Below are 14913 nucleotides of genomic sequence, written 5' to 3' on the forward strand. Positions count from 1 at the left end.
GATGCTGGAGGTAGAGTAACGCAGGAGCTTGTTACCGAGGATCACTATTCGCTTCAATCATCTGCCTTGCCTACAGCACTTTGAACTCCCGCTGAAAGATCACATATTTAATAGGATTGGTATTAAACAACCTTAAAACGAGATACATCTGAACGAAGAGATTGACAAACCGAAGCCGTTTTCTTGGCAATATTTTGATTCTCAGCAATCACATCATTACAATGGCGTGTTTTATCAGACAGCTCGGTTAAGTTACGATTAATTTCTTCAGTAACATGCGTTTGCTGCTCTGTGGCTTCAGCGGTATGGGTCGACATCTCGCTTACTTTGGCCGTAGCTTGCAAAATCAGGTCCAATGACGCTTGTGTCTGTGATGATAACTCAACCGTTGTCACGGTTAAACTCGCCCCCGCCTCAATGGTGTTAACGGCATCTTTAACACCATGCTGCAGTTGTTCAATCATATTCTGAATATCCTGAATTGACCGCTCAGTTCGGCTAGCGAGTGTTCTTACCTCATCAGCAACAACGGCAAAACCTCGCCCTTGTTCACCCGCTCTAGCCGCTTCAATTGCGGCATTTAGTGCTAACAAGTTTGTTTGCTCTGCAATACCTCGAATAACATCTAGTACAGATGCAATTTGTGATGAATTGGTCGATAACGCTTGAATAACTTGCACCGCATGCTGAACAGATTCAGACAGTTGACTAATATTATCGACAGACAAAGATAAAATGCGCTTTCCCTCGACAGTTTGATCATTCACATTATTAATCTCAGATGCCGTATCGAGTGCATTTTTAGCCACATCACGTACAGCAGAGCTCATTTGATTAACTGCAGTCACAATACTATCAACGGTAAAATGTTGGTCTTGGCTAATTTGACTCGCTGTTGCGGCATTATCGGCTAATTGCTCAATACTGCTGTTTACATCGCTAGACTGTTTATCAATTGAGATTATCATTTGCTGTAAATGATCCACAAAATGATTAAATGTTTCTGCTAACTGGCCGATTTCATCGTCTTTTCTTATCGTTAACCGTCGAGTTAAATCCCCATCACCGTTACCAATATCGCTTATGCGGTCGGTCACATCACGGATTCTATCTACTACAATTTTAGGACCGTAATAGGCTAAAAAGACTATCAATACAATCAAAATACCTGACACGACAAATAATACTGTCATATTATTTTTTGATATTTGAGTGTTATTTGAATCAATTAATTTTACTTGCGCATCAGCACGTTCACCTGCAGCATTAAAAATATCACGCAACCGAGTAAATTCAGGTAAAGACTCATCGGTATGACGTTGTTTCGCTGCCGAATAATCATCAATTTTAATGGCATCAATAACAGACTTTGAAGCTGAGAACCATTTTTGATATTGATTATCAAACCCCTTTAGAGCATTAAGAGCATCCGGATACTCTTTTAATAAACGACCAAAATCGGCCACTCTTTGTTTAGCTTGCTCTGCATTCTCTTGCCAATTATCTATTTGTTCATCTTTTTGTTGATCAGTTAATTCATCATCAAGCAAAATAACTTCACTTAAATGGGCTTGATACAAATCACGATCACCATTAATAATACTGGATACCGCGGGGTTAAATTGACGACTTAATTCATGAATTTGTGCTAACTGGTTCTGACTCTGAACAGCATTTGTAATGGCCATAATGGCAAGAGCAAACGCAAATATGATAAATATTAATGAGAATTTAACACGAATTGTGTCAAACATATCAACCTCCGATTTTTATAATAATTTTCTATTTTTCATTGACTTAAAACATTTTACCTTTACAAGTTAACGTTCAGTTCTCATTAAACTAACTAACTCAGCGGTTAATCAATGCCATTAATGACTGATGTAACTGTTGAGCTTCGTTTACGTTTTCCCACTGTGTTAGTAAATGTATTACACACTCTGCTGTACATAAGCCTCCTTCTATTTGATTACGTCTTAACGGATATATCGACTTAGCAGCCCCCATTAATGGCACTCTAGGTAATCCTTGTAGGTAAGGGCTTTGATTAAATATTTTGCGTGCCTCTTGCCATGTCGCATCTATAATCACTAAATATAATAGTGTTTTAGTGATTTCACCTGTTTTTTCCAAAGTATTTTCATTCGTACTCGGAAACACCAATCCCACTTGACTAGCGGCAATTGACCTCAACAATTCTGCATCGGGCTGCTTACGATGCCACTCAACCACTCGCACACGATCACCTAACACCGGCGACACTAACTGTCCGGTATTGTTCTCTCGCAGCATTTCGCGAGGATGAGTCAATAAAATAATATTCACAAGAACACCTAATTCAATAAGTTTATGAGCAATTGTAGCCAAACATTTGGGGGGAAATACGAGTAACGAGACATCATGATTAGATGTCAGTAAAGTTTGCGGGCAACACTCACCCGCATAATTGCATTATTAGTTCACTTAGCCTAAATGGATTATCCATGATTAAACACTTGCATCTAACTTAACAAAGCCAATAAGTCGTCGGCATTTCCCTTCCACGGGCCTTGAGAACCATCGGATAAAATGCTGTCGGCTAAACCTTGCTTATGTTGCTGCATCTCTTGAATTTTTTCTTCAACCGTACCTTGAGCAATCAGTTTATATACAAATACAGGGTTTAACTGACCAATACGATGAGCACGGTCTGTTGCTTGACGTTCTGCTGCAGGGTTCCACCACGGGTCGAAGTGAATAACAGTATCTGCAGCGGTTAAATTTAGCCCCGTTCCACCGGCTTTTAAACTGATCAAAAACACCGAATTTTCACCTTCTTGAAACGCATCTATTTGCACTTGACGCTCACGTGTTTGACCTGTCAACTTACTATAACTAATAGCCAAACGTGTTAATTCTTCTTCTATGAGTGTCAACATACCGGTAAATTGGCTAAAAATTAAAATTTTACGGCCTTCTTCAATCATCTCTGGTAGATTTTGGATTAACCAGGTCATTTTAGCGTTGTCTTTAACCTGCTGTGCTTGTTCAAGCTTAACTAAACGAGGGTCGCAACAGGCTTGGCGTAATTTCAATAACGCATCTAAAAATTCAATATGACTGCTGGAAACCCCTTTTTTCGCAAACAACTCACGGAGTTTTTTCTCCATCACTAAACGGATAGATTCGTACAAATTACGCTGGTCTTTTTCAAGTTCCAACGTTTGAATAATCACCGTTTTATCGGGTAATTCTGACACCACTTCTTTTTTAGTTCGCCGCAGCATAAAAGGAGCAATACGTTTACTCAACAACTGCGACTTTTCAACATCAGCTTGCTTTTCAATCGGGCCGCGAAACTCTTTATTAAAATAAGTGTGTTGGCCTAATAAGCCCGGTAAACAAAAATCCATCAATGATTTCAGCTCACCTAAATGATTTTCTAGCGGCGTACCAGACAAGCATAAACGGAACCGACCTTTAAGTGTTTTAATCACTTGTGTCACTTTGGCTTGAGCATTTTTAATCTGTTGTGCTTCATCTAAAATAATGTGTTCAAACACATAGTCACTGTATATGGCTTCATCACGTAACATTAATGGATATGTGGTTATCACTACATCAAACTGGTTAATTTGTTCTAATAACGACTGACGTTTATTACCGTGAATCACCACAACATTAAGTGACGGCGCAAACTTATTGGCTTCTTTTAACCAGTTACCCACCAAGCTTGTTGGGCAAACAATTAAGCTGGTTCGATGCTCTGTAGCCTCTTGCTTGGCTTTAAGTAAAAATGCCAAAGTTTGAATGGTTTTACCTAAGCCCATATCATCAGCTAAAATACCACCCAGTTGATATTCTTTAAGAAAACATAGCCAATCAAATCCCTGCTTTTGATAATCACGTAAGGTTGCATTTAAGCCATCAGGTAACTCAATCGGGGTAACCCCTTTAAACTCTACGAGTTTAGTCGCTAAATTACGAACTCGCTCACCATTAAGTAAACGCACGTCACTGGCCGATAAGTCATTTAAAATATGTGCTCGATTGCGAGGTATCGCAATCACATCACCTGAATGACGATTAAATAATTCTTGAATAATACTAATCAAAGGCTTAATCGTTTTGGCTTTAATTTTAATAAAGCCACCATTGGGACCCGGTAAAAGTAATTCATCGTCATCATCTGGCTCACCGTTTTGTTGTAACCAACGAGCCACAAGTGCTAATAACGGCACACTTTGACCATCAATGTCGGCACTAAGCGATAATGAAAACCACCCAGATTCGTCATCATCAACCAAATCGACATCTAATTGCGCATCAACAATCTGCAAATCAAAATCATCTTCAAAATAGATTTCTGCGCCAAAAGCGGCTAAATCGTCAAGACGGTTTTCGGTTAATTCAGACCATTCAAAAATAGACTCAGGCAATAAACCCACACTGACATAATAGGGGCGTTGTGAACTACTCAACACCGCTTCAGGCTCAAGTGTCACCAAACCAAAATCGGTTAAAAACTGCAATACAGCAAGTTCTTTATCTACTTGCCGATGAACTTGATATTGCACCTGATTCTTTCTCACTAAACTAATACGCTCTGGTTTAGTTGTGGCATTAAATGTTATTTCACCATAAATATGATCGACCCGAATAACCGGTTGCATAATCTGGCTGTCTGCAAAATACTCGCGGGTAAAGGTTAATCGTGTGACGACTGGGTCGGTTATCTCACAAAAATCAATCTCACTCGGTACTGGCACCGTTTTAGGAGAGAAATGCTGTAGCATTTTATGACTAATATCATCCACTTGAGCCAGTGGAACGGGTGGCATATGTTGTAACAAGCTCAATTTTTTAACGGGTAAGTCAGTATCAATCAAACCTAAATGCAAATAATCTAACTCAACAAATAATGGTGGCTCAGTGGCAACAAACTCCCAATTATCAAGCCCAGGCATACGCATTTGCATTTGGGTATATTTTTTATCAAGTTCGCACCAAATAAACTCTGGCTTAATGGCTTTAGTCCATGTTAGCGGTGTGCGATTTTCTTCCCAGAAGCACATTTCAGCCGCGACGACTTTGGTGAGCGCTAAATAAGAAATTTCACCTTCGATGTAAATTTTAGAACCATGATTATTGGATGAAAGCAGCAAACTTATAATTTGTTTGTCTTCAGGCTCTATCCACCACGGCATGCTATAGCGGATATCAGATAGCGCAAGCTTGCTACCCTTATTATATTGACCTTTTTTATTTAATTTACTGCGCTTAAATTCGACAAAAATACCGTGAGGATCACTGGATAACACGTAAATGATGCGATCTTTTTCTTCATCTTCTTCAATATCGCACTCTGTAACCGTCTTTTGCTCATCAAGTTGACGTAACCATTGATAAATACGTTGTTCTTCAACTGGCTTTTTATCAACTAAAGCCAGCATTGCTGCCGCAACATGTTTGCAGTTGGTTCTGACGGGGCAAGTACAATGAGAGCGCATCACGATTTTGTGATTAACATTAACCAGCGTGATCTCCTGACGATAGGGTTCTGCGGCCGATCCTTCAACGTAGGCCTCAATGTCATGATTATCACTTCTAGCAGTGACTTCCAACACTCGTCCTTGGATCAAATAGTTTTTCGCTTTTTGAATTTGCGTTGCAGAAAACAGTTTCGCAATCATCTCTAATGAAAGCTTAATGGGGAGATTAAACAGTTTCGCAGACATCAATATACCTAATAAAGCTACAGCAGAATATTCGTCGCTGCTGATAAAAAGTTAACTTACCATTCTATGGAAGAAAGCGAGCAATATCTAGGGCTAGCTGTTCATTGGAACAAAAAACACGTTAAAACAGGCCCTAGCGCAATTAAGACTTTTCGTTAAAGCAGAAATAGACAAGAAAATAAGCAAGAGGACGTTAAGACAGGCTAATTGTTGGCATTCAATTTGGGGCATGCCGTTAATGGTTGAATTCGAATAAAATCAACTTATGCTTTTATCACATCGCCTAAAAGTAGCCACCAGCATAAAGGCAGCTACTGATTGAGCTAATCAACATTAAAAACGTTCAACTGACCACTGAATCGCCATCAAACCAATTGCCACAGATCCTAATTGCATGCCCCAGTTTCGATACCAAAGTGTGTGTCGAAGAAAGATTAACAATGGCAACACCACAGCTAAAATGGCCAGCTGGCCCACTTCTACACCCACATTAAACGCTAAAATCGCCAATAGCTTTTGGTTTTCAGGCAGTCCAAGCTCACCTAATACTCCGGCAAATCCCATACCGTGTAATAAACCAAACGCAAACGTCACCCAACCTAATCGAAATACAATTGGCCAAACATTATTTAACGCGGCAAACAATACTGATAATGCAATACCAAGTTCGACCAAATGGCTACTAAAATTAAGGATTCCCATCGCGGTAGCTGTTAATGTGACAGAATGCGCTAACGTAAATGCGGTAATAATCCACGCGGTATCGGTGAAAATGCGCTTAGGATTATCAATGGCTTGCCATTTTTTTTGTTCGCGCACGAGTACGCAAGTTAACAACAATGCTAATAAAAAGAGAATATGGTCTGTGCCTTTCCAAATATGGATCATGCCCTGATAAACATATTCGGTAAAAGTATCAATGGCCTGACTTTCACCTAAATTAATCAATATCATTGGATTATCTTTATTAATGAGACGAGTATATTGATACTCAGGCGCGATAAAAGACACAATCACTTTATGATCGCTATCAATATCAAAAAAAGCTCGATCACTAATCGATAACACACCAGAGCCAATACACTGACCTTGAAACGATGCGACTAAATATCCTTCATTAAAATGCTGGTCTATTTGCTGTGCCGCTTTAAAGTTGAGTGGACAATCTTGTTGCCGATGAATACTCAAAGATGATCGTAAATAATCGGCCACAGCAACTTGGTGGCCTTGTAACTCGTCCCAAGAGATCTCGCCATTTTGATTATCATCCATAAAAACAGCGTGATTTACATCCAAAAATCGCACTTGCCAAGTCCCATTAATTTCCCCTTGAGCATCCAAATTAACAGACAAATAGCTAGTACTCATTTGATGAGCAGAACATACATGACTAAACAGAAACAGAAGCACGATTAAACAGCCTCTAATCATGGGGGAAAATTGTCTGCTGGGTTTCACTGATGCTCCTTAACGGGCGATATAGACGAAAGAAAAGTCCGATAAATTTGTGCAGACGTTTTAACATTTTTAGTTATACGTAACTATACCATAGGTAGCATTTACGCTATTATCTTCACGCTCAAAATCTCACCTAGCAGATTATTTTTATTGGGTACAGCTATATTTTGACCGTACATCTAAAAAATAATGATCCGAAAAACAATAAAAAAAACACCATCACTTTTCAGCATGGTGTTTAGTGTAAATATCGACGAATCATTAACCTTGCAATAAATACTCTTCAGCTTTTTCGATACTGCGCGGCTTACCCACTAACATTAAAATATCGTTACGCCTTAACACCCACTCTGGTGGAGGAGGATCAATCTCTTCACCTTTACGCCTAACCGCTCTAAGCTCAACATCTAAGGTATGCCACGGAATGTTTGCAACGGTTTTACCCACCGCACTCGCACCCGATGCCAATGACACTGCATGCAATAAATCTAAGGTAAAATCAGTTTCGGTACCCGAAAAAAAGCCATGTAGATATTGATAATGATTACGACGTTCAGACTCTAAACGTTTAATGATCCGCTGCAATGGCACGCCACTCTTATACAGCACTTGCGAAACCAACATCAAACTGCCCTCAAGGGATTCGGGGATCACTTGCGTTGCCCCAGCCTCCTTAAGTTCATGTAAATTGCTATCATCCCGTGTACGCACCAATATTTTCACATCAGGAGCAAGCTTTCGTGCCACCGCTAAACATTCTTCAGACTGCCTAGGTTCACAAAATGTCACTACCACTAAGCTGGCTTGGCGAATCCCCATTTTTTTCAACAGTGCCATTTTGCACGCATCCCCAAAATGAATATTCTCGCCAGCAGCCCTCGCCTCTGTCACCCGTGTGGGGTCTAAATCCATTACCATATAAGGCACCGCTTCGGTTTTTAAAAAGCGGGCTATGGTTTGCCCTACACGGCCATAACCTAAAATAAGTACCACATCACTTTCATCGGTATGGGGCAATACAATGTCTAGTGGCTCATTTTTAGGTGATAGCTTATTTCCACTTACTTTTTTGGCAATATCAACACTATGGCGGATCAACCACGGCGCCATAGACATCGAAATGACCGCAACAGCCACCAACACAGTGCTCACTTCGGTGTCGAGTAATTGATAATTTACCGCCAATGCCAACAATACAAAACTAAACTCACCAACTTGGCCTAAACTGATTGCCGTACTGAGCGACACCTTAGTATTTTCGCCCACAAGTTTAAGCAAACCATGCACGATCAATACTTTAGTTAGCACAACCCCCACCAAAATCAATAACACTTGCCACCAATATTGCATCACTAAGCTGAAATCCAGCAGCATACCAATGGAAATAAAAAATAAACCCATTAATAAATCACGAAATGGCCTGATGTCTGCTTCTAATTGACGTCGATACTGGCTTTCGCCAAGTAACATCCCTGCGATAAATGCCCCTAAGGCCATCGACAATCCAAGCCATTGGGTAAACGCACCAGTCAACAAGGCCACCACTAAGGTCGATAGCACAAATAATTCATTAGAACGAGAGCGTGCCACTTCGTCGAAAATACGTGGCAATATCCACTTACCAAATGACATTAAACCTAAAAAAGCCAAAATACCGGTAAGTAATCCCCATGCGATACTGTTAAAACTCATTTCAGCACCGCCTTTGGCTAGTAGCGGCATTAAAATTAATAGCGGCACCACTGCTAAGTCTTGAAACAACAACACACTGACAGACAACTCGCCATGCCTTCGCCGTAGCCAGTTTTGCTCATTAAGAAGTTTCAATACAATAGCAGTTGATGACAACGCAATAGCCGAACCAATCACCACTGCTGCAACTAAGTTTTGCCCAACCAACATAGCAATACCGCCAGCAATAAAAGCGGTGACCAACATTTGGGCGCTACCTAAGCCAAACACCGTTCGGCGCATTGCCCACAATCTGGGTACAGAAAATTCTAACCCAAGGGTAAACATCAATAGCACAACACCGAGTTCAGCCACTGATTGCATTTGTAACTGGGTAAACCAATGAAAACCACTTGGTCCACTCACAACCCCGGTGAGTAAATAGGCCAAAATGGCAGGCAAGCCCAATCGGCGTAACAATGCAATCGCCACAATAGCAATCACGAGCATTAACAAAATATGGATAAATATGCTGTGTTCCATCTAGGCTTTTACTCCTTGTCAAAAAACTGTCGAAAGGGAAATAAAACGTTTTACTCGTTATACAGTAAAGCAACAACCAGCTAATAACTATAGAAAATTTTTCATAGGCATGATAATTGCTATGAATAAAGTAATTAGTTGTAAACGTACTAGGAAAATACAATGGATTTTTCAATAGCAACAGAATTATATCCTGAAGATTACTGGTATCGTTCAGACGCTTACTTAAATATGGAGCCTGAGCTAGACCTTATTCAAGTAATTCAACAACTACATGGAAGTTTAGATCCTCGGACAGTTTTTGCCTGTTTTGGCAAAGTTCTAGGACAACATTTGCCGGTTAAAGGACTGCAGTTGAGCCTAGATAAACATAAATTTGTTTGGGGACGTCACTACGGTATTGAATTGCAACGAACTATAAACGATAACAAAGATACCTTTTTAATAACGTATCAGTTGTCAGTACCACTTAGTTCATCGCAAAAGCACACTTTAGACCGACTTGAAAACCTATTAATTCAGCCATTAAATAATGCCTTAAAGTACCAAAGCATGTCTAACCAAGCTATGTTTGATGCATTAACAGGATTAGGTAATCGCTATTATTATCGTCAAGCAATTAGCACGGCACTCGCTCGCGCCAATCGCCAGTTAGGTCAAGTGTCATTAGTGGTGCTAGATTTAGACAAATTTAAACAACTAAATGATGTCCACGGACACAAGGCCGGTGATTTTGTGTTAGTTGAATTTGCTGAGCTGATTAACGAAGCAATCCGCAATACAGATCAAGCATTTAGGATGGGTGGCGATGAGTTTGTTATTATCACTCAAGGTAATAGACAAGCTGCAGAAGTGGTTTGTCAGCGAATTATCGAAATGATGCCTAAGCATGCAGAACTCACCGAATATGATATTAAATGCAGTATCGGTATTGCAGAATCTATGCCTCAGCAACAAGCTGACAACTTATACGATCGCGCCGACAAAGCCATGTATGCAGCAAAAGCAGCGGGACGAAACTGCTACCGCATCTGTAAAGGTTGATATAAATTAACCTTTACTATTTTCGTTTGAATGTACAACTAATTAATATATCAAGCAGTTGATAAAACCCTTATGCCAAACGGAATAAGGGTTTTATTGTTACATCATCTCATCGATACTTACGACATCAAGCCATTGCTAACCCGCGCGCTGTATTTACATTCCACGCAGTTGAATACGTCTTAAAAACTCCGTCATTACGCGATCATAAACTAAATCACCTAAAAACAAATCTTCTACGCCATGGTCAATACTCGGATTGTCGTTCACTTCAATCACATATGCCTTACCGTCTATTTCTTTTAAATCGACACCATACAATCCCGCGCCAATTAAATTAGACGCTTTAACCGCTGCATCAACAATATTTTGCGGCACCATTTTTAAATCGATACAGTCAAAATCACCACTGCTGACACGACCACTTTGATGATGTTGGTAAATCTGCCAATGGCCGCGACTCATAAAGTAACGACAGGCATAAATAGGTTGACGATTTAACACCCCGATACGCCAATCATAATCGGTTGGCATAAACGCTTGGGCTAAAATTAACGCACTGTGTTCAAAAATTATTGCGGCTTGTTCAAGTAAAGTTTCACGGTCTTTCACTTTAACCACCCCGAGCGAAAATGCGCCGTCGGGTACTTTAAGCACAATCGGTAAGCCGATGCTATCAATCACATTATCGGCCCAGTTTTTATCTGAGGCTTTAAAGATTAAACTTTTGGGTACAGGCACTTTATGTTTGTTTAATAGCTCGGTTAAAAACACCTTATTAGTACACTTCATAATGGATTCAGGATCGTCCATTACCACGAGCCCAAGTTGCTCAGCAGCTTTTGCAAACCGATAGGTAAAGTTGCTGATATTGGTGGTTGAGCGAATAAATAAACCATCAAATTCGCTTAACCGAGCCAGATCATGAGACCCAATTTGAACCAAATCCATACCAATACGATTAGCTGATTTAGTAAATAGCTTGAGAGCGCCTTTGTTTGATGGCAACATTTTTTCATGTTCATCCACCAACATGGCAATTTCGTAACGATAACGTTTCGACGGTTTCGGTAAACGCCACACTTTTTGCGAAAACACTTCAAGATACTTGGCAAATAAATCTTGTTCTGAGTCGGTTAAGTCTTGAAACGCAGCGGGCTCAATGGTACTAACTTGCCATTTACCTGACATTTTTAACAAACTTACCTGCAATACAGGCACGGTAAAACGTTCAAATATTTTACGCGCAAGCTTCTCCAGTGATGGATTATCACAATAGCCAAAAAACAGCTTCATGGTCACTTCATTCACCGTATCAGGCAGCTTATCTAAGTCTGATTGCGGCAGACTAAAAAAACGGTCTTGAGATAAATCATTAATGGTCATTACCCGAGGGATCACCCTATGACCGCGAGCTTCAGCCATGAGTGAACAGTAATAACCGGTACTGAGATAATCATAACTGCGACACAAATTAATCACTTGCATGGCACTTTGATCTGCAAATGCACCCATTTCTAAATAATCATGAACCGTGACCATATGGTCACTGGGTAAATAAGGACGCCAATCATTAACATCGTCGGTGACAATCAAAAAATGAGCCATAAATATCTATTGCCTCTTGTGCAGTTTAGCGCGTAAATTAAGCCACTATCATGTTTGCCAACTCGAGCCGACTCATGCTGCTTCGTCAAGCTATCCCCAGCGATTTGCCACAACTAAACCACATCGAAAATAATGCATTTAGCGGTGATAAAATCAGTTCACGGCAGATGAAACGTTTCATTAATTCACCACTAGACAGCTTATTAGTGGCAGAAATAGACGGTACACTTGCAGGCTATGCTCTAGTGTTGTTTCATCGTGGCACTCGGCTAGCTAGGCTGTACTCTATTGCCGTTGCTAGCGAATTTAGAGGCCGTAATATTGCCTTTGAACTGGTCACACAATGTGAGCACACCGTGGTCGAGCGTGGTTTCATTACATTACGCCTAGAAGTGCGAAACGACAATATAGCTGCCAAAAATCTTTATGTGAAAATGGGTTATAAAATCCTAAAAGCCTTAGTGCATTATTATGACGACTTGGCCGACGGCGTGCGTATGCACAAACGCTTAGACCCACCAGGGCCAAGCAAAGTGATCAAGATGCCTTTATATGTACAAACCACACCATTCACCTGTGGCGCAGCCTGCTTAATGATGGCCATGAGTGCTATTAAACCGCAATATCAACCCAGTCGAGTTGATGAACTGAGCATTTGGCGCGAAGCCACTACTATTTTTATGACCAGCGGTCACGGCGGTTGCAGTGTTCATGGTTTGGCGTTGGCGGCGATTAAACGTGGCTTACAGATTGAGATGTACAGCCAATCAACGTCAGTCCCTTTTATTGATAGCGTACGTGATAGTAATAAAAAAGAAGTCATCACGATTGTGCATGACGATTTTTGCCAACAATTGGCTGCACAAGGTATTGAGATCCATAATACCTCGCCAAGTTTGACTCAACTTCGTGACTGGATAGATTGTGGTTATGCCGTTTTGCTGATGATAAGTACTTATCGCTTTAATGGTGAGAAAGGCCCACATTGGGTGGTGTTGAGCGGTTACAACGAGCAGTTTATGTTTATTCACGACCCGTTTGTTGAAGCACAAAAAGATGCGATTAATGCGGCGTATGTACCGATTAGTCAGTCTGAATTGGCGCAAGTGATGCAATATGGGAAACAGAAGTTGGTGTCTTGTTTAGTGGTTAAGTCTTTATCATAACGATGGTTTTTTTATGGCCTGCGGCCACAACTGGCTTTTCAAACTGCGTTTGAATTGAGATCGCAAGGTTGCACCTTGAACAGGTCAAATTTACCATCGTTCTCTCGATGGTGGTGTAGAGCTGGGATCCAGCTCTATTTCACGTCATTCTGGTAATGCTGTTAAGCCGGAATCCAGCTGTTTCTTTTGTTGTTTGAGCTTATGGCCTGCGGCCACTAACGTCGTGGCGCTTCGCCCACATCAGATTAACATCGCAAGGTTCCACCCTGCACGGGCCAAAGCCAGCGAGTATGGGTCCGGTTGAATGGTTTGATACTCATTGAGCCCCCTCCCTAGCAAGCCGCATCAGCGGTATGCTTAAGGTGACCAAACCAACAGGAGAAAGCTCAATGAGATTTTATAATAACTCACATCCATACTACTGTGGTATCGATTTACATGCACGTTTACTTTACGTCTGTATCATTGATTCTAAAGGGGAAGTTGTAGCCCATAAAAAGATAGGTGCCAGTAAAGATGACTTACTGCTCATTTTGGAACCCTATATCGGCAATGTGATTGTCGGGGTTGAGTGCATGCATTGTTGGTATTGGGTGTCAGACTGGTGTGCTGAACTGGGGATTGATTTTATCTTAGGTCATGCGCTTTATATGAAGGCGATTCACGGTGGTAAAACCAAAAATGATAAAGTCGATTCCTTTAAAATTGCCACACTACTGCGTGGTGGTAACTTTCCAATAGCTTATGATTACCCAAGTGAAATGCGCGCAGCTCGTGATCTACTGCGCCGAAGAATGAAGATTGTCCGTCACGGGGCCATGCTCAAAGGCCATGTGGTTAATACCAACAGCCAATACAATTTACCTGCCACTGAACTTAACCTTAAAAACATCTCTGCAAGACAAAAGCTTCGCGAGCAATATCAAGACCCTATCGTCCAACGCAACATTGATTTAGACATGGCACTACTTGATTGTTATGCAAAGGAACTCGCACAGGTTGAATGGTTCATTGAAAAACAGGCCAAAAACCATAATCCCGTCTATTTAGAATTACTGAAAACAGTACCAGGTATTGGCAAGATTTTGTCACTGACAATCCTCTATGAAATCGGTGATATCAGCCGATTTGAGTCAGTACAAAAGTTTGCTTCATACTCTCGATTGGTCAAATGCAAAGCAGAATCAGCGGGTAAAACCTATGGCACCAATGGCAATAAAATCGGTAATGCTCATTTGAAATGGGCATTCTCAGAAGCAGCGGTGCTGTACCTGCGAGGCAATGACAAAGCACGTAACTACCTTAATCGATTACAAAAACGAATGAGTAAAGCAAAGGCGTTGTCTGCACTGGCACATAAGCTTGGTCGCTGTGTTTATTTCATGTTGAAGAACAAAACGGTGTTTGATGAACAACGATTCTTAACAGGATAAGTCGCGCAATAAGGTGAGCTGAACGTCTAACTAGATACTCTTGAAAAGAGAAGCGAGCATGACCGTGAATGATGTGGCTAATGAAGCAATGACTTCTCACCATCATCACTATGCCAAATGCTATTTAAGCTACATCGCCTTGATTAGACACCTTATTGGCGCGCATTAATGAATACAATCAACAAAGTCGTTTACACCCTAAATGAGCCTGAAACTAACTGTGCAAAAAGCACCTCTGACTTGAATAGTGCCATCTTAGGGTTAACCGATAAA

The 14913-nt window shown here is 40.8% G+C and carries 9 protein-coding genes; 3 read left to right on the forward strand and 6 right to left on the reverse strand.

The features are described from left to right. Positions 1 to 122 precede the first annotated feature (122 nt). The 5 genes from ACWXWT_RS16395 to ACWXWT_RS16415 form a co-directional block, all read right to left on the reverse strand. Positions 123 to 1754: a methyl-accepting chemotaxis protein gene (locus ACWXWT_RS16395; RefSeq protein ID WP_456042648.1), complete on the reverse strand. Its 1632-nt coding sequence runs from the start codon at positions 1752 to 1754 to the stop codon at positions 123 to 125. Between the two features lie 97 nt (positions 1755 to 1851). Next, positions 1852 to 2325: a tRNA-uridine aminocarboxypropyltransferase gene (locus tag ACWXWT_RS16400; protein WP_456042649.1), complete on the reverse strand. Its 474-nt coding sequence runs from the start codon at positions 2323 to 2325 to the stop codon at positions 1852 to 1854. A gap of 176 nt (positions 2326 to 2501) precedes the next feature. Further along, entirely contained in the window at positions 2502 to 5717 is a 3216-nt protein-coding gene (locus tag ACWXWT_RS16405) for a DEAD/DEAH box helicase (protein WP_456042650.1), read from the reverse strand. A 333-nt stretch (positions 5718 to 6050) separates the two neighbouring features. Next, positions 6051 to 7175 carry a HupE/UreJ family protein gene (locus ACWXWT_RS16410; RefSeq protein ID WP_456042651.1) on the reverse strand — a complete coding sequence of 375 codons (1125 nt, stop codon included), beginning with the start codon at positions 7173 to 7175 and terminating at the stop codon, positions 6051 to 6053. A 261-nt stretch (positions 7176 to 7436) separates the two neighbouring features. Further along, the gene (locus tag ACWXWT_RS16415) at positions 7437 to 9389 is read right to left on the reverse strand and encodes a monovalent cation:proton antiporter-2 (CPA2) family protein (RefSeq protein ID WP_456042652.1); all 1953 of its coding nucleotides are present in this window, start codon (positions 9387 to 9389) and stop codon (positions 7437 to 7439) included. A gap of 162 nt (positions 9390 to 9551) precedes the next feature. Between ACWXWT_RS16415 and dgcS the strand changes: the two genes are divergently transcribed. Beyond that, positions 9552 to 10433 (forward strand): diguanylate cyclase DgcS, encoded by an 882-nt coding sequence (gene dgcS / locus ACWXWT_RS16420; RefSeq protein ID WP_456042653.1) that lies wholly within the window; start codon positions 9552 to 9554, stop codon positions 10431 to 10433. 156 nt (positions 10434 to 10589) lie between these two features. Here dgcS and ACWXWT_RS16425 read toward each other — a convergent pair whose 3' ends face one another. Beyond that, complete coding sequence (locus tag ACWXWT_RS16425; protein ID WP_456042654.1) at positions 10590 to 12041, reverse strand: RimK family protein; 1452 nt, start codon at positions 12039 to 12041, stop codon at positions 10590 to 10592. 50 nt (positions 12042 to 12091) lie between these two features. Between ACWXWT_RS16425 and ACWXWT_RS16430 the strand changes: the two genes are divergently transcribed. Together ACWXWT_RS16430 and ACWXWT_RS16435 are read left to right on the forward strand one after the other, a co-directional pair. After that, positions 12092 to 13207 (forward strand): peptidase C39 family protein, encoded by a 1116-nt coding sequence (locus ACWXWT_RS16430; protein ID WP_456042655.1) that lies wholly within the window; start codon positions 12092 to 12094, stop codon positions 13205 to 13207. Between the two features lie 389 nt (positions 13208 to 13596). Continuing rightward, positions 13597 to 14640 (forward strand): IS110-like element ISShfr7 family transposase, encoded by a 1044-nt coding sequence (locus ACWXWT_RS16435; RefSeq protein ID WP_456042656.1) that lies wholly within the window; start codon positions 13597 to 13599, stop codon positions 14638 to 14640. Positions 14641 to 14913: the final 273 nt, after the last annotated feature.

The sequence above is a fragment of the Shewanella sp. A22 genome, assembly GCF_053850585.1.

Bases quoted from the DNA above. Each gene is read 5' to 3' on its own strand.
- ACWXWT_RS16395 (WP_456042648.1), bottom strand. From the start codon at position 1,754: ATGTTTGACACAATTCGTGTTAAATTCTCATTAATATTTATCATATTT.
- ACWXWT_RS16405 (WP_456042650.1), bottom strand. From the start codon at position 5,717: ATGTCTGCGAAACTGTTTAATCTCCCCATTAAGCTTTCATTAGAGATG.
- ACWXWT_RS16415 (WP_456042652.1), bottom strand. From the start codon at position 9,389: ATGGAACACAGCATATTTATCCATATTTTGTTAATGCTCGTGATTGCT.
- dgcS (WP_456042653.1), top strand. From the start codon at position 9,552: ATGGATTTTTCAATAGCAACAGAATTATATCCTGAAGATTACTGGTAT.
- ACWXWT_RS16425 (WP_456042654.1), bottom strand. From the start codon at position 12,041: ATGGCTCATTTTTTGATTGTCACCGACGATGTTAATGATTGGCGTCCT.
- ACWXWT_RS16430 (WP_456042655.1), top strand. From the start codon at position 12,092: ATGTTTGCCAACTCGAGCCGACTCATGCTGCTTCGTCAAGCTATCCCC.
- ACWXWT_RS16435 (WP_456042656.1), top strand. From the start codon at position 13,597: ATGAGATTTTATAATAACTCACATCCATACTACTGTGGTATCGATTTA.